Annotated in this window: 13 protein-coding genes and 2 pseudogenes; 8 read left to right on the top strand and 7 right to left on the bottom strand. The window is 71.7% G+C overall.

The window, feature by feature from the left end; all coding sequences use genetic code 11:
* Positions 1-36 precede the first annotated feature (36 nt).
* On the top strand, positions 37-3,351 hold the full coding sequence (locus DEH69_RS19285; RefSeq protein WP_113688235.1) for an AAA family ATPase: 3,315 nt from the start codon (positions 37-39) through the stop codon (positions 3,349-3,351).
* A 285-nt stretch (positions 3,352-3,636) separates the two neighbouring features.
* Here the strand turns inward: DEH69_RS19285 and DEH69_RS19280 are convergent, their stop codons facing one another.
* The 3 genes from DEH69_RS19280 to DEH69_RS19270 form a co-directional block, all read right to left on the bottom strand.
* A complete protein-coding gene (locus tag DEH69_RS19280) occupies positions 3,637-4,374 on the bottom strand; it encodes a response regulator transcription factor (RefSeq protein ID WP_258534777.1) in 738 nt (245 codons plus the stop codon).
* Positions 4,371-5,615: a sensor histidine kinase gene (locus tag DEH69_RS19275; RefSeq protein ID WP_258534776.1), complete on the bottom strand. Its 1,245-nt coding sequence runs from the start codon at positions 5,613-5,615 to the stop codon at positions 4,371-4,373. The genes DEH69_RS19280 and DEH69_RS19275 overlap by 4 nt, the downstream gene beginning before the upstream one ends.
* 110 nt (positions 5,616-5,725) lie before the next feature.
* Positions 5,726-7,570, bottom strand: a complete 1,845-nt coding sequence (locus DEH69_RS19270) for a DUF4328 domain-containing protein (RefSeq protein WP_113688233.1) — start codon at positions 7,568-7,570, stop codon at positions 5,726-5,728.
* 348 nt (positions 7,571-7,918) lie between these two features.
* Between DEH69_RS19270 and DEH69_RS19265 the strand changes: the two genes are divergently transcribed.
* The gene (locus DEH69_RS19265) at positions 7,919-8,575 is read left to right on the top strand and encodes a class I SAM-dependent methyltransferase (protein ID WP_258534789.1); all 657 of its coding nucleotides are present in this window, start codon (positions 7,919-7,921) and stop codon (positions 8,573-8,575) included.
* Positions 8,576-8,655: 80 nt separating this feature from the next.
* Here the strand turns inward: DEH69_RS19265 and DEH69_RS19260 are convergent, their stop codons facing one another.
* The 3 genes and pseudogenes from DEH69_RS19260 to DEH69_RS19250 form a co-directional block, all read right to left on the bottom strand.
* Complete coding sequence (locus DEH69_RS19260; protein ID WP_113688231.1) at positions 8,656-9,528, bottom strand: ABC transporter permease; 873 nt, start codon at positions 9,526-9,528, stop codon at positions 8,656-8,658.
* Complete coding sequence (locus DEH69_RS19255; RefSeq protein ID WP_113688230.1) at positions 9,525-10,601, bottom strand: ATP-binding cassette domain-containing protein; 1,077 nt, start codon at positions 10,599-10,601, stop codon at positions 9,525-9,527. Before DEH69_RS19255 ends, DEH69_RS19260 begins: the two co-directional genes overlap by 4 nt.
* A gap of 109 nt (positions 10,602-10,710) precedes the next feature.
* Positions 10,711-11,281 (bottom strand): annotated as a pseudogene (locus tag DEH69_RS19250) (NADPH-dependent FMN reductase).
* Between the two features lie 204 nt (positions 11,282-11,485).
* On the opposite strand from DEH69_RS19250, the pseudogene DEH69_RS33485 reads away from it, so the two are divergent.
* The 3 genes and pseudogenes from DEH69_RS33485 to DEH69_RS19240 form a co-directional block, all read left to right on the top strand.
* A pseudogene (locus tag DEH69_RS33485) lies at positions 11,486-11,542 on the top strand (hypothetical protein); the annotation flags it as partial.
* Positions 11,543-11,712: 170 nt separating this feature from the next.
* Positions 11,713-12,114 (top strand): hypothetical protein, encoded by a 402-nt coding sequence (locus tag DEH69_RS32885; RefSeq protein ID WP_258534793.1) that lies wholly within the window; start codon positions 11,713-11,715, stop codon positions 12,112-12,114.
* 14 nt (positions 12,115-12,128) lie between these two features.
* The gene (locus DEH69_RS19240) at positions 12,129-12,962 is read left to right on the top strand and encodes an aldo/keto reductase (RefSeq protein ID WP_113688229.1); all 834 of its coding nucleotides are present in this window, start codon (positions 12,129-12,131) and stop codon (positions 12,960-12,962) included.
* On the opposite strand, the gene DEH69_RS19235 is transcribed toward DEH69_RS19240, so the two are convergent.
* Complete coding sequence (locus DEH69_RS19235) at positions 12,890-13,429, bottom strand: hypothetical protein (protein ID WP_113688228.1); 540 nt, start codon at positions 13,427-13,429, stop codon at positions 12,890-12,892. The genes DEH69_RS19240 and DEH69_RS19235 overlap by 73 nt on opposite strands.
* Before the next feature lie 244 nt (positions 13,430-13,673).
* On the opposite strand from DEH69_RS19235, the gene DEH69_RS19230 reads away from it, so the two are divergent.
* The 3 genes from DEH69_RS19230 to DEH69_RS19220 all read left to right on the top strand — a co-directional run bounded on the left by DEH69_RS19230 (position 13,674) and on the right by DEH69_RS19220 (position 15,730).
* Positions 13,674-14,129 (top strand): NUDIX domain-containing protein, encoded by a 456-nt coding sequence (locus DEH69_RS19230; protein WP_113688227.1) that lies wholly within the window; start codon positions 13,674-13,676, stop codon positions 14,127-14,129.
* Positions 14,130-14,188: 59 nt separating this feature from the next.
* The gene (locus tag DEH69_RS19225; RefSeq protein ID WP_258534775.1) at positions 14,189-15,199 is read left to right on the top strand and encodes a hypothetical protein; all 1,011 of its coding nucleotides are present in this window, start codon (positions 14,189-14,191) and stop codon (positions 15,197-15,199) included.
* Between the two features lie 171 nt (positions 15,200-15,370).
* Positions 15,371-15,730: a MazG-like family protein gene (locus DEH69_RS19220; protein ID WP_113688226.1), complete on the top strand. Its 360-nt coding sequence runs from the start codon at positions 15,371-15,373 to the stop codon at positions 15,728-15,730.
* Positions 15,731-15,778: the final 48 nt, after the last annotated feature.

Genomic DNA, 15,778 nt, shown 5'->3' with positions numbered 1-15,778 from the left:
ACAACAGACATTCCGACGGAAGATGGGGGCGCACTGGTGCTCGGTGACCTCATCGGGCGGGACCATGCCGCCGGTGTGCTGCGCGCCGAGCTCGACCGGTCCACCTCGCGGCACGGGGGCCTCGTGCTGGTCGCTGGCGAGGCGGGCATCGGCAAGACCGCGCTGGTCACCGGGGCCGCGGAGGAGGCGAGGACGCTCGGCGCGCTCGTGCTGGGCGGCTCGTGCTGGGACGCCGAGAACGCGCCGGGGTACTGGCCGTGGGTGCAGGTGCTGCGCGCGCTGCGGCGCGCGGTCGGGGCGGAGGAGTGGACCGAGATCGCCGAGGCGGCGGGGCCCACGCTCGGGGCGCTGCTCGGGGCGCGCCCAGGCGAGGCGCCGCGCCCCGGCGACGCTGCCCGCCCCGGCGACGCTGCCCGCCCCGGCGACGCTGCCCGGCCCGGCGACGCTGCCCGGCCCCAGGCCGAGCCGGGCCCCCCGGCTTCTGCCGAGGCGGCCCCCGAGGGGTTCGAGGTGTACGACGCGGTGACCAGCGCGCTTGTCACCGCGTCGCACCGCAGGCCCCTGGTGGTGATCTTCGAGGATCTGCACTGGGCCGACACCGCGTCGCTGCGGCTGCTCAGGTTCGCCGCGCAGCACACGTGGTTCGAACGGCTGCTGCTGCTTGGCACCTACCGCGACGCGGAGGTCGAGCCGCCCGACCACCCGCTGCACGCGCTGATGATGCCGCTGGTCGCCAAGGCGACGACGCTCGCGCTCGCGGGGCTCACGCGCGACGAGGTGGGCGCGTTGATCGAGCGCACGGTGGGCGACGCGCCGGGGCCCTCGCTGCTCGCCGAGGTGTACCGGCGCACCGGCGGCAACCCGTTCTTCGTCGAGCAGACCGCCCGCCTGTGGGCCAGCGGCGGCGGGGTCACCGCGATCCCTCCCGGCGTCGGCGACGTCGTGCGGCGGCGGCTCGCGCTCCTGCCCGCGCGCGTGATGCGGCTGCTGACGGACGCGGCGGTGCTGGGGCGCGAGTTCCACCGGCAGGTGCTGAGCGCGGTCGCCGCCGTGCCCGCGGCCGAGACCGACCGGCTGCTCGACCACGCGGTGACCGCGCGGCTGGTGGCGCAGCGTGGCGGCGGGCGGTTCGCGTTCGCCCACGACCTGGTGCGCGAGACGCTGTACGCCGGGCTCGACGAGGGGGAAAGGCGCCGCCGCCACGCCGCCGTCGTCACCGCGCTCGACCCCGCGGGGCTCGCCGACCGCGTGCCCCCCGCCGACCTGGCGCGGCACGCGCGCCTGGCGGGCGCCGAGCTGTCCCCCGCGCGCGCCGTCGACCTGCTGCGCTCGGCGGGCGAGGACGCGGTGGGGCGCATGGCGTTCGAGGAGGGAACGGCGCACTACCGCGACGCCTACGCGCTCTCCGCCGCGCTGGGCGCGCGCCGTCGCGTTCTCATCGGCCTCGAGTACGCCCTTGAGCTGCACCACGGCCGCTCAAGCCGGGAGGCGGCGGCCGTCATGCGGGAGGCGGCCGAGGCGGCGCGGCGGCTCGACGACCCGGCGCTGCTGACGCGCGTCGCGCTGACGCTGCACCGCAGCTACGACCCGGTGCACGTCAACGGGCTCGGGCCGCTGCGCGCCGATCTGCTGCGGGAGGCGCACGCGCGGCTGATCGGCGGGAACGCCCCCGCGCGCGCCGGTGAACGCAACGGCGGGCCCGGCGAGTTGGACCAGATCGCGCGCGAGCTGGCCGTGCGCATCGCGGTGCTGGCCAGGCGCGGGGAGGACGACGACGCGCTGGCGTTCAGCCTGTGGGCGCGGCACGACGCGATCTGGGGCCCCGGCACCGCGGGCGAACGCCTGGCCCTGATCCAGGAGATGCTCACCGTGAGCCGCCGCTCGGGCGACTTCGACATGGAGCACTACGCTGCGTCGCTGCGCTGGGTGACGCTGGTGGAGCTGGGCGACCCGGCGTATATGACGGCGCTCGGCGACTATGTGACGCTCGTGGAGGCGTCGGGGCAGCCGAGGTTCTGGATGTCGGCGTCGATCGACCAGTCGATCATCGCCGTGTTCCAGGGCAGGTTCGACGACGGCGAGGCCCACTGGTCGCGGGCCGTGGAGATCACCGCGCTCGGCGACCAGACCGACCACTACGCGCAGTTCGCCTCGGCGCTGACGTGGCAGAAGCACCTGCTCCAGGGGCGGTTCGACGAGCTGGACGATCCGTTCCAGGAGGGCGCGGGCGAGACGTTCCCCGACCAGACGCACCTCGAGCTCTTCGAGGGCGTCGCGGCGGCGCAGCGCGGGGACGTCGAGGAGGTCGAACGCATCTGGGCGACGGCGCGTTCACGGCGTTACCCCGGCTTTGTCGAGAGCGTGTGGCTGCGCTTCCAGGCGCAGGCCGCGGCCCTGTCGCGCGACCCGGAGCGGTGCGCGGCGGCCAGGGAGGCGCTCGGGCCGAACGACGGCGAGTGGCTGGTGTCCATGTTCGGCTTCGACATCAGCGGGCCCGTCGCGCTGTGGGCCGGGCTGCTCGACGCGGCGCTCGAACGCTGGGACGCGGCCGTCGCGAGCCTGCGGGCGGCGGCGGAGTCGGCCGACGTGATGCGGTCGCGCCCGTGGGCCGCCGAGGCGCGCGCCCACCTCGCGGACGCGCTGATCGGGCGCGGCGGCCCTGGCGACGACGAGGCGGCGCGCGCGGCGCTCGACGCGGTGGAGCGCGAGGCCGCGGAGCTTGGCCTGCGCCACCTGCCCGCCAGGGTGGCGGCGGCGCGCGCCCGGCTGACCGGGACGGGCCACGCCGGGGTGCCCCACGCCGGGGCGCCCGAGGGGGAGTTCCGCTTCGACGGCTCGGTGTGGACCCTGACGCACGCGGGCCGCACAGTGCACATGCCCGACGCGAAGGGGCTGCGCGACCTGCACGAGCTGCTGTCCCACCCCGGCACCGACATCCCCGCGGCGCGGCTGCTCGCGCCCGAGGCGGGGGCGGCCGCGCGCCTGGGCGGCGACCCGGTGCTCGACGACGAGGCGAAGGCCCGCTATCGCGCGCACCTCACGGCGCTCGACGCGGAGATCGACCGCGCAACGGAGCGCGGCGACGACGCACGCGCGGCCGACCTCGACCGCGAACGGGCCGCGCTGCTCGACGAGTTGCGCGCCGCGGCGGGCCTGGGCGGCCGCAGCCGACGGCTGGGCGACGAGGCGGAACGCGCCAGGAAAACGGTCACCGCCCGCATCCGCGACACCCTCCGCCGCCTGGACGACCGCCACCCCGAGCTCGCCGCCCACCTCCGCGCGACGGTGACCACGGGCACGATGTGCGCGTACCGGCCGGGAGCAAACGACACGAAGTTCTCGCTGCGTTGACCGCTGCGCTGGCCAGCACGTTGAACGCTGCGCTGGCCGCGGGAGGTGCCGCCCGCCATGGGGCGGCCAACCGCCTGTCCGCGGCAACGGTGCGCGAGGACTCGCCGCGCACGATCTCGCCACGCGGCGGCACGGTCGCGCGCCATGAACAACGCCAACGGCGCAGCGGGGCACGTGCCGTGGGCCACCAACGACGTTGACCGCCACCGGCACAGCCGCGCAACGGTGCGCGCCAGCGCAGCGGCGCCGCAGGCGCAACGCGCACACCCGCCGCGCGACGCGCGGCTACGCGCGGGGCAACGTCGGAGCCGTCGCAGACGACGATGTCGCGGACGACCCCGCGTCGTGCGCGAGCAGGGCCGCCTGCACGCGGTTGGTGACCTCCAACGCCGTGAGGATCCTGCTGACATGCGCCTTCACCGTGCTCTCGCGCATGCCGAGGCTCGCCGCGATGTCGGCGTTCGTGTCGCCCCTGGCCAGCAGCGTCAGGACGTCGCGCTCGCGGGGCGTGAGGCGTTCGAGGCGCGCGCGGGCCGTGGCCGCCCCCGGCGGATTCGTGCGGTGGTAGCGGTCGATCAGGCGGCGGGCCGCGGCCGGGTGGAGCATCGCCGAGCCCGCGGCGACCAGGTGCACCGCGCGCAGGATCTCGGCGGGGTCGGTGTCCTTCAGCAGGAACCCGTCGGCCCCCGCGGCCAGCGCGTTGTAGACGTACTCGTCCAGGTCGAACGTCGTGAGCGTGATCACCCGTGGCGCATACGGGAGTTCGCGCAGGCGCGCCGTGGCCGTGATGCCGTCCATGCGCGGCATGCGCACATCGACGAGCGCCACGTCCACGCGGTGCGCGGTGGCCTGCTCGACCGCGCCGAGGCCGTCGGCCGCCTGGGCCACCACCTCGATGCCGTCGTCGCCCTCGAGGAGGTCGGCGAGGCCGAGGCGGACGAGCGCGTCGTCGTCGACGATCATGGCGCGGATCGCGGCGGTGCTCGCGGCGGTGCTCGCGGCGCGGCCCACGGCGGGGCTCATGCGCGGGCTCCGCTCCACCACGCGACGCGGTACCGCTCGCCCGAGCAGGACGTGTCGGACTCGCGGGACTGCCGCCCCACGGTCGGCGTCGGCGCCGGTGTCGGCGTCCGCGTCGACGACGGGGGCGGCGGGTGCGGGATGCGGGCGGCCACGCGCCACGCGCCCGCGCCGCTCGCACCGGCGTGCAGGTGGCCGCCGAGCGCCGCGACGCGTTCACGCAGGCCCACCAGGCCGAAGCCCGATGGCACCGCGTCGGCGGACCCGACGCCGGGCTCGTTGACGACCTCGACGAGCGTCGCGGGCGGCCCGTGGTCGATGCGGACGCGCACCGGCGAACCCTCGGCGTGCTTACGGGCGTTGGTCAACGCCTCCTGCACCACCCGGTAGACCGCCAACCGGTGGGCGGCCGGGGCCTGTTCGGGCGCGCCCTGCACCGTGATCCACACCGGCTGGCCCGCGGCGCGCGCCTGCGCGACCAGCTCGTGCACGTCGCGCAGCACGGGAACGGGCGCCGCGTCGTCGGACGCGGCGCCCGGCTCGCGCAGCGCGCCCAGGACGTCGCGCAGGTCGGCCAGCGCCTCGGTGGACGCGGTGCGCAGCAGCGCGAGGCGTTCGACAACCGGGGCGGGCAGGGCGTCCTTCCTGTTGATCAACACCCCCGTGTGCAGGGCGATCAGGCTCAGGCGGTGGGCGAGGACATCGTGCATCTCGGCGGCGATCGCGGACCGTTCGGCGCTGCGCGCGGCCTCCTCGCGCAGCCGCCGCTCGGTGCGCAGGTGCTCGACGCGCGTGTTGAGGGCCTCGACGAGGCGGCGGCGGTTGCCCATCCACAGGCCGCCCACCACGGCCATCGTCAGGAGCACGCACGAGCCGTACTTCTGCGGCGCCCACAGCGAGACATCGGGACCCACCAGTGTGTTGGCCCCCACCGCGGCGGCGGCGAAGCCAAGGGCCGCGGCGGCGCGGCGCTGCGCGGCGAGCTCGAACAGCACGAGCAGCAGCAGCGGAAGCAGCGGCCAGCCCCAGATCCCCGCCGACACCGTGGCGAGCACGGGCGCGATCAGCCAGTGGCCGCGGCTCGTGAACAGGACGGCGCCGCACAGCAGCACGGCGGCGACACCCGGCGTGAGAAACGCGCCGTCCGCGGCCGACACGGCGTGCTTCGCGGCCAGGGCCGTCAGCAGCACCACCGCGACGCGGCGCCCGCGCCGACCCCATGTCGCGCTCTCTCTCCTGCCCACGCGGGCATCCTACTGACCGCGAGACATTCCGGACGGGCGCGGTCCGCTTCCCCGCGCCAAGCCGACCAACGCCCTCCGCACCGGTCGGCCGCACCGGTCGGCCGCGCCGCTCAGCCCCGCGCCCTGGCCGTCTGAAGGGCCGTGAGCCGACGGACATAGAGCGCCGTTACGACCACGGCGGGCACGACCAGCAGATGGGCGGCCAGGATGAGCCATGTCAGCGGCTCGAACTCGTACCAGTAGCCGATGTCCTCGACATAGCGGCAGTCGCCTTCGGCGTCGCGGGTCTCGCAGAAGAACATCTGGTCGCTCCTCCTGTTGATCGTCTCGAACCAGGGAGTCCAGAACGCGGGCCAGGTCAGCAAGGTGACCAGCCAGAGGAACCACCACGCGTGCAGCGGTGCGGCGGGGCCCATGCCGCCGCCAGGGCGGGGTGGCCCTGAGGCGTGCCAGACGTCGTTGGCGATCTGCTTGGGCAGAAAGAGATTCCCTATCGGAACGAACCAGCTGGTCACCGCCGTGCGTGGCTGGTACCGCAGCCCACCGGGCACGAAGCGCTCCGCCGTGGCGCGCACCTGGTGGAACCAGAGCAGCCAGCACACCACGAGCCCCGCGGCCGCCAACGCCCTGGCGCCCAGCAGGACATAGGTCATCCCCCGCTGGCTCCGGTCCCCTATGCCCAGCTCCCAGATCCACAGGTCGCCGACGCGGTCGACGGCCTCGGACCTTCCCGACCCGGCGAGACCGCTCAGCAGATGGGCCGTGCTGGCCAACGAGGCCAGGGCCAGGAACGTCAGCATCCCGTAGAGGACCCTGCGGTACGCGTCCGTGCGCGACCAGCCCCGGACATCGCGGCGTTGGTCGGCGAGCCGACGGCCCCCCGTTCCCGTTCCCGATCCCGCCCCCTGGCCCTGTCCCTCGGCGCGCGGCGGCGGCACGCCGCCATCAGGGGCCGTGGGCAGCGGCGCCGTGGGCGGCGGGGGAACGGACGGGCGCGCGGGCTCGGTGGGGGCGTCGGCCACCGGCTCGGTCCTGGTGCCGGGGTCGTCGCGTTCGAGCAGGCGCACCGCCTCCTGGCCGAGGCGGGCCAGCACCTCGGGGGGCAGCCAGGGCCCTGGCGGCCGGGGCAACGCCTCGTCCCGCTCCCGCAGTTCGGCCGGTTTCGGCCGGGCGGCGGGGTCCTTCGCCAGGCAGCTCCCGACCAGGCCGAGCAGCGCGTCGGGGACGCCGACCAGGTCGGGCGGCTCGTGCACCACCCGGTAGAGCAGGGCGTGCGGCTGGCCCTCCTCCGCGTGGAACGGCGGCCGCCCGGTGGCGGCGAACGCCAGCACCGCGCCAAGCGAGAAGACGTCGCTCGCGTCGGTCAGCCGTTCGCCCCTCGCCTGTTCGGGCGACATGAAGCCGGGCGAGCCGATCACCACGCCGGTCGAGGTCAGCCCCGTCGTGGTGAGGGCGCCGGTGCCGGAGAGGTCGAGGGCGCGGACGATGCCGAAGTCGATCACCCTGGGGCGTTCGATGGTCACCATGACGTTGGACGGCTTCAGGTCACGGTGCGCGAGCCCCGCGGCGTGGATGTCGCCCAGCGCGTGGCCCAGCCCCGAGGCCAGGGCGCGCACCGCGTGTTCGGGGAGCGGGCCGTACTCATCCACCACCTGGTGGAGCGTCAGCCCGGCGACATACTCCGTGGCCACCCAGGGCAGCGCCGCGTCCGGGTCGGCCGCGAGCACGGCGGCCGTCCACCGCCCGCCGACCCGCTGGGCGACGGCGGTCTCCTTGGCGAAACGGCGGCGGAAGTCGGGGATGTCGGCGTACTCGGCGCGGATCGTCTTCACCGCCACCATCCGGCCACGCGGCGACCTGGCCAGATAGACCACGCCCATGCCGCCCTCGCCCAGTCTCCCGAGCAGGCGGTAGTCGGCGATGTGCCCGGGATCGTCTGCGCGCAGCGGCCGCATGTCCGCCTTCCTCCCCCTCGTGGCGCCGATCGGCGCCCCAACACTATGGGTGGGCGCCCCCTTCCGATCAAGTCCCGTTCGCGGGCCGACGATCGGCCAATGATCGGCCAATGATCGGCAGCGGCCCTTCGACGATCCGCGGGGGCCACCCCCTACTTTCGTCGGTGAACGCCGGGGCGGAACGGCGGATCCGCAGGTGGGGGGCGGATTCCTAGCGTCGGAAGCATGGATGAACGCACCACCCCCGGCGCACGGACCCCCGGCGCCCGGACCCCCGGCGCACGGACCCCCGGCGCACGGACCCCCGGCGCACGGACCCCCGGCGCCCGGCGCCCCGCCGCGAGCTGGATGTTTCTGCGCGAGGCGGTCCGCGACATGCGCACCACGGGCGCGATAGCCCCCAGCGGGCGCGCGCTGGCAAAGGCGCTGACGGCGCCGGTAGTGGCGGCGGCGGGGCGCCCGTTGGACGTCCTGGAGGCGGGCGCGGGAACGGGCGCGGTCACCCGGGTGCTGCTACCGCGGCTCCCCGCGGGCAGCCGCCTCGACGTGGTCGAGGCCAACCCCACGTTCGCCGACCGGCTGCGCGAGATGACGGCGGGGGCCGAACGGGTGCGGGTGCACCAGGTGTTCGTCGAGCACCTGGACACGAGGCACCGCTACGACGTGATCGTCTCGGGGCTGCCGTTCGCCAACTTCCCTCCGCACCAGGTCGAGGCGATCATGGGCCGCTATCTGGATCTGCTGCGCCCGGGCGGCGCGTTGACGTACTTCGCCTACCGCGGCACGCGCCGGGCCCGCGCGCTGTTCGCCTCCCGCGCCGAGGCGCTGCGGCACCACTCGGCCGAGCAGGTCCTCGCGGACTACCGAGGCCACTACACGGCCACCAGCCGCACCGTGTGGCCGAACCTCCCCCCGGCGCGGGTCTGGCACCTCACGCGGCCCACCGGTGGCCCCGCCAAGGCGGAGTCCACCGGTCAACGGGCGCGTGACAGCTTCCTCTTGTGATCACTTCCTGTCGTGACCGCTCCCCGTTGTGACCGCTCCCCGTTGTGACCGCTCCCCGTTGTGACCGCTCCCCGTTGTGATCACTTCCGGTTGTAGAGGCGCATCGTCAGCGTGCCGAACACCGCTATCAGCCCGGCGCCCGCGATGAGCACCCAGCCGATCTCGCCCGCGTCGGCGTCGCCCGCCATCAGCCCCCGCGCGGCCTCGGTCAGGATGGCGACGGGGTTGACGTCGACGAACGCCTGGAGCCAGCCGGGCATCGTGTCGGGCTCGACCAGGATGTTGGACATGAACGTCATCGGCATCAGGACGAGCATGCTGACGCCCATCACCGACTTCTCCGACCGCATCAGCAGCCCGAACATCGTCCAGATCCAGGAGAACGCGAACGAGAACGCCACGAGCAGCGCGATCGCCGCGACCACGCCGAGCACCCCGCCGTCGGGCCGGTAGCCCAGGATCAGGCCGACGACCAGGATCACCACGGACGCCATGGTGTAGCGGAACATGTCGCCAAGCAGATACCCGACCATCGCCGAAGGCCGCCACACCGGCAGCGTCCTGAAGCGGTCGAAGACGCCCTTGGCGATGTCGGTGTTGACCGAGACGCCGGTGTACATCGTGGTCATCACGACGCTCATCACCATGATGCCCGGCAGCAGGAACTGAAGGTACTCGCTCGTCGAGCCCGCGAGCGCGCCGCCGAACAGGTACGTGAACATCAGCGTCATCATGATCGGGAAGACGGTGACGTCGAAGAGCTGCTCGGGCACGTGCTTGATCTTCAGCATCGCGCGCCAGCCGAATGTGACGGACGCGGAGAACGCGCTGGGCCGCGGCGGGCGTTCGGACGTGGAGAGCACCGCCTCCAGGGTCTCGGTGGCCGGGACGTAGACGTCGTCCTCGTCCGACCGCTCGTCGGTGCGGGCCTCCGTGTTGGTCGCCGTGCTCATGCCGTGGCCTCCTGCTTCCGCTTCGCCGTGCCGTTCGCCGTGCCGTCCGTGGTGCCGTTCGCGTTGTCCGTGCCGCTCTTGTCCCCGGTCCCGCCCGGCCGGGTGCGCTTGTCGCCGGTGAGGGCGAGGAAGACCTCGTCGAGGCTGGGCTGCCCGAGCGAGAAGTCGTCCACCGTGATGCCGCTGGCCGCCAGCTCCCCCAGCGCGTGGGCGGCGCGCTCGGCGGGGCCGACCGCCGCGTCGTCGGCCATGACGCGCGCGGTCAGGGCGACCGGGTCGTGGTCGAGGGTCACGGAGGTCTGAAGGACCCGGGCCAGCACGCCCTGGGCCTCCGCGCGCCGGTCGGCGTCGCGCAGCCGCACATGGATCGAGCCCGAGCCGACCGAGGACTTGAGCTGCCCCGGGGTGCCCTCGGCGATCACCTTGCCGTTGTCGATGACCGCGATGCGCCCGGCCAACTGGTCGGCCTCGTCCAGGTACTGGGTGGTGAGCAGGACCGTGGTGCCCTGGGCGACGACGGCGCGCACGATGTCCCACACCTGGTTCCTGCTGCGGGGGTCGAGGCCCGTGGTGGGCTCGTCGAGGAACAGCAGGTCGGGGGTGTTCAGGATGCTGGCGGCGATGTCGAGGCGGCGCCGCATGCCGCCCGAGTAGTTCTTCGCCTGCTTGGCCGCGGCCTCGGTGAGCCCGAACGCCTCAAGCAGGCGCGCGGCCCGCTCGCGCGCCGCGGGCTTGCGGTAGCCCAGCAGCCTGGCGAGCAATATCAGGTTCTCCGTGCCGGTCAAGTCCTCGTCCACCGAGGCGTACTGGCCGGTCAGCGACACGCGGGCGCGCACCGCCGCGGCCTCCTTCACCACGTCGTGGCCGAAGACGCGCGCCTCGCCACCGTCGGGGCGTAGCAGGGTCGCGAGCATCCGGACGGCGGTGGTCTTGCCCGCGCCGTTGGGCCCGAGGACGCCATAGACGGTCCCGGCCGGGACCGTGAGGTCGATGCCGTCCACCGCGCGCTTCTCGCCGAAAACCTTGACGAGCCCCGTCGTTTCGATCGCGGGCCCGCCCGTGCGTTCACTCATCTCGATCCTCTGCTGTGTGATGTCCGTCCGCTCGGTTCAACGGGTGGACCAGGCGGGACGCGAAAACTCATCGTTCCGCACACTAGTGCGATTCTCATGCTGGGTCACATCAGGTCATATAGGGCCGCCTGGCGCGCGCCTCCCGCAGCGCCATGCCCCACCACACGAGTTGATCAAGGAGCGCGGTGGCGGCCCTGGCCTGCGACTCGGTGCGGCGTTCGGCGTCGACGAGCAGGTCGATGCCGACCACGTCGCGCACGGTCACGGTGTGCAGCTCGGCGAACACCCCGCGCAACGCCTCGACCGCGCACGTGCCGTAGGAGCGCAGGCCGTAGGAGACGAAGCCGACGGGCTTGGCGTGCCACTCGTCGTAGGCCGCGTCGATGGCCTGCTTGAGGGAGGCGGGAAAGCTGCGGTTGTACTCGGGCGTGACAACGGCGAACGCCTCGGCCCGGTCCACGGCGGGCGGCGAAGCGGCGCATGGCGGGCGTCGGTTCGTCGGGGAGCCTGGCGGGGAACGCGAAGTCCACCAGGTCGAGCACCGCGACCTCGACGTCGTCGCGCCCGCGCGCGTGCGCCGCGAACCACTGCCCGATCGCGCCCCCGGCGCGCCCCTGCCGGGTCGAGCCGATGATCACGGCGACGCGCAGGCCGTTCCCCTCGCCACGTCCCTCGACCATGCCGTTCACCTCCCTCACAGGGAAGGCGCGAGACGGCGCCGCGCACCCGCGAGATCGAATCTCGCGGGAACCCTCGTCGCCGACACCACTTTGGCCGCCTGGTGCACCGACGCTTTCCAGGAGGTCTGGGAGCGGGCCACACCGCTGTTCCGCGACGCCGCCCGCAATGACGAGCCGAGCCAAGACGTCATCTGGAATGGGACGATGAAACCAGGCGACGTCATACACATCCCGCGCGGCTACTGGCACAAGGCCAGCCGTAGTGGCCGGGACTCAGGACACAGCCTCCATATGACCTTCGGATTCACCAACCCAAGCGGTGTGGGTTGGCTTTCATGGCTGGCCGACTGGTCCCGGGAAGTCGAACTCTTCCGTCGTGACCTGGACGCTCGGCCGATCCTGAGCGGCAAGAGACCCAGCGCAATAAGCTGGTGGACGCCGCCGTCCAACTCATCGAATCGCGCGGCCCGGCCGACTTCCTTGCCGCGCGCAAGAAGGATGTCGTGCCCGCCCGACACGTGCCGTTCGTGGATCTCTTCGGGCCACTGGAGAACGTCGTGTGCGTTACGGAGTTCCCTCCCCAGATCATCGAACAGGGGAGCACCGTGAAAGTCGTCGGGGCCGGTAAGGAAGTGACCCTCGCGGCCAAGGCACTTCCCGCGTTGCGGCTCCTTCTGAGCGGCCACCCGGTCAATCTGTCCCAAGCGGCCGGTTTGGTCGGCGATGTGGTCAACCGGGTGGCGGAGATCCTGACGGAGGAAGAATTGTGCGCAAACCTCACTCCAGAATTGTCCTCGGGCTACACCGGTCTCGTTACCAGCGACATTCACTGAATGCCGCGCTGGACATGGGCATACGGGCGATCGACACAGCGTTCAACTACCACGGTTTCGCCGCTCACCAGACGTTGGCGAGCTTCGGTGACCTGCTGGCCCCTTTCAGCGTGTCCACCAAGGTCGGTTACTTCCCTGGGGCGGCGGGCGGCGCTGTTCACTCCCTCGACCCCGGCCGACTTCGCTACGCACTGGAGAAGACGAACCGAGACCTCGGGCGATCGCCTGACCTCGTCTTCCTGCACAACCCGGAACAGTCGGTCTCAGGGCTTCCCTTGGAAGTGGCGCGAGACCGTCTGACGCTCGCCTGCGGGGTGCTGGCGAACGCTGCCCGGGAAGGGCTCTGCGGCGCTTGGGGGATCGCTTCCTGGCGTCCGGGTCCGCTCGTGTGCCTCGTTGACGGCGACACCCCGAGACCTGACGTACTCATGGTCCGCTCGGGGCTGCTGGTCGCCATTGACACCCTGGACGCCTCCGAATCCCTGGCCGCGCGGTGGCACCTACCCGCCGCTGCGGTCTGGGGCATGAGCCCCTTCGGGGGCAAGGCCACAGACCCGATATGGGAAGAGATCAACCCCAAGGTCTTTCTCCGTGGGGATTCCGCCCGTGTCTGTTCGCGACTCCAGGTAGCATTCCGAGCGGCGTACTACCTGCCCCGCGTCAGTTCCGTAGCGGTGGGTTCTGATGATCCCAGGCACCTCAGGGAGCTACTGGACTCCCTTGGCGCCGAGGTGGACGAAAGCGCCGTGGCGAGATACCAAGATCTGCTGAGGCGTCAGCGCGGAGACTCCAACTCCTCAAGCAGCCGACGCGCTTCCCTTCGAACTGCCGCCCCTTCATCGACATAGGGAACGAGCTTCGAGCAGTAGAACAACGACATGAGTTTGCCGGTTCGGCTCCCAAGATCGCCCCGCCTTTCGTGCCGCACTCGCTCGGCCACTTCCGGGACATCGAGGGAGCTGACCCACAACTTGGCTGAGTCCAACCCTCGCGGAGCCATCCCCCAGTCTTCCCAGTCCAACAGGTAACACTCCGGCGTGGTCAGGTTGGCCCAGCTCAGGTCAGCGTGTGCCGCTGCCCACTCGTCCAAGCTGATGTCAATCCTGGTCTCGGGAAACGCCTTCTGAATGACCTCGGCCACCACTTCCCGAGAAATGGTCACGGTGTCCGGTGTCGCCACGCGGGTGGTCGTTTGCGCGGCCAGAGCATCGAGGGATTCGGTCAGCGTCGCCCACCACGCGTCAGACAGCTCCGCCCTGTCAGTGGGCTTCATGGGATCGGCAGTGATCAGCTGTGTTTCATCGGCCCGCCACATCGAACCGTCGTCCTGGTCACTCCAAGCCAGCCCTGCTCGTCTGACTCGCTCGCAATCGCGTGCAATCAGCTGTGAGTTGGCACCCTGCTGCCGCTAACGTGGCGGCCATCCGTACGAGGCGTACCGGCCGCGACCGCCCGCCTCAGGGCCCAGTAGGCGAAGCGGGGCGTGACCCGCTCCCTACGGTTCAGGTTGAAGCAGCTGTCGCAGGCGCCCTCGCGCTTGCCCTGTCGAAAGGGTGCACATGAAACGACTTATTGCCCGAGCCTGGAAACTGATCCGCGGCCCTCTTCAGTGGCGCGTCCTATGGTTCACGCATGCCAAATTCATGATCGGCGTCACGGGTGTGGTGCGGAACGAGCAAGGTCACGTCCTGTTGCTGAAGCACCGCATGTGGCCTGCTGACCGTCCATGGGGCCTTCCCACCGGTTACGCGGTCAAGAGTGAAGAGTTCCCGAGAACCATCATCCGAGAGGTTCGGGAAGAGACTGGCCTTGACGTCGCTCCTGGGCGACTGGTCCAGGTAACCAGCGGCTATAAGCTCCGCGTCGAAGTCGCCTACGAGGCGCTGCACATGGGTGGAACTCTCAAGCTCAACAGCTTCGAGATTCTGGAGGCGAAGTGGTTCAGCCCGGATGCGCTCCCGGAGGGGATGCAAGAGTCTCACGTTCAACTCATCAGGGCGGGCACACCGACTTGACCCAACTCGCCCCGAACGAGTCCGTAACCGGCGCCGAGGCAATGGTGGCACTAACGGCCATGCGCGCCGATGCGTCATCGCTCACGGGAAGGCACCCCGCCCACGTGTTCCGGCCTCTCCCTGAGATTCTCGCCGGGTGGGAGGCAAACGGAATCGGCACCATGCCTTTCCGAGTAGGCGTCGACATCGCCACCCACAGGTACGCCGGGTACGGGCTGGCGAAGATGCTGCCGCTTGAGCGCGTACTGGTCGGCTGTGAATCCTCGCGCGCCGGGGCCTTCGGCGGCTTTCACCACCCGGACCAGGGGTATCGGCATTTTCAGATGGTGGCCCTCATCACCATGTACGGGCCCATGGAAGGCAGAAATCCCGAGCGTCCTACGTTGGCCCTTCTCGACCTGTTGCGCGCGTACACGCATGACTGCCTTCACTATGGATCGCGTCGCCGGTACGTGGAAGTGGCAGGCATGCCCTTCCGCACTCAGTACGGAATCAACTACCGCCGCACGAGTGGACAGTCCTACTCAGCTGCTGACCCGTGCGAAAGCCACCACACGCGGAATCTGGGAATCATCATGGAAGGCGCGTGCGACAAAGAGGCCCGCGCCATCACTCGGCAGATGGCAGAAAACTTCGGCGTGGCGGAACCCTCAGATGTTCTCGGCTCACTCGCGTTCCGGGACGTGACGGGAAGGCTGACGGAAGAGGACGCCGGGCGCGTGGTGGACATACCGGGAAGCGAAGAGCAGACGCGATACGCGGCGGCTCTCCGTGGCTACGAGAAGGACGTCAATCGCCGGTACGCGCACTTCCTCGAGGAGTTCGCTCCTGGGGAAGAGAGGGAGTGCCACACGCGCCTTCTCACGGCCATCATCAGCGGGGACGTCGCGGAGCTGGGCGCGTGGCTGGACGCACGGCACGGCCCCGGAGCCTTCGCGGGCCTGTTCCGCACGCCGGAGTACTTCGCACCGACGGACCCGCGAGGCGGCCAGCGGCGAGACCCCCGGGCCCGCCCGTTCCGTGTTCACGCTCCGCGGGCACCCGGCCAGCGCCCTCGTGAGCAACGGTGAGGCGCGGCGCGCGGGCGCCGGGCCGGGCGGCACCCGTCGCGCGGGCGCCGGGCCGCACTCCCCCCTTCCCGTCGCCGACCCCTTGGTAGGGTCCGACCCGTCCGTCACGCCAGCCGCGGAAACCCTCCTCTGACGGCCGGTGCCCCACCCCCCTCGCGAATCGGTGAGCACATGGACTCGGCGACCTGGACCACGATCGCGCGCCTCGTGGATTGGCTCGACGCCCACAACACCAACTCCCCCGAGCTGACACGTCTGTTGCGCGTGCTGAAGATCCAGGAGGAGGCGGGGGAGGTCGCCGAGGCCATTCACGGTGCCATGGGCGCGAATCCGCGGAAGGGCGCCAGCCACACCTGGGACGACGTGGAGAAGGAGCTGTGCGACGTCATCCTCACGAGCATGGTGTCGCTGGCGACCATCACCCCGGACGCGCGGAGGGTTTTCGCGTACCACCTCAACCGCGTGGCCGAGCGTTCCCTCGGCGCGGCGGGGCCGACCGCTGACGCGGCGGGGCCGACCGCGATCGCGTGAACGCGCGCGTCAGCTTTCGATGGTGCAGCGGGTGAGCTCGATCACCAG

Source organism: Streptomyces sp. PT12 (assembly GCF_003311645.1).
Lineage (GTDB): Bacteria > Actinomycetota > Actinomycetes > Streptomycetales > Streptomycetaceae > Streptomyces.
Note: the sequence above shows the minus strand (reverse complement) of the source record. Positions and strands in the feature narration are given on the sequence as shown.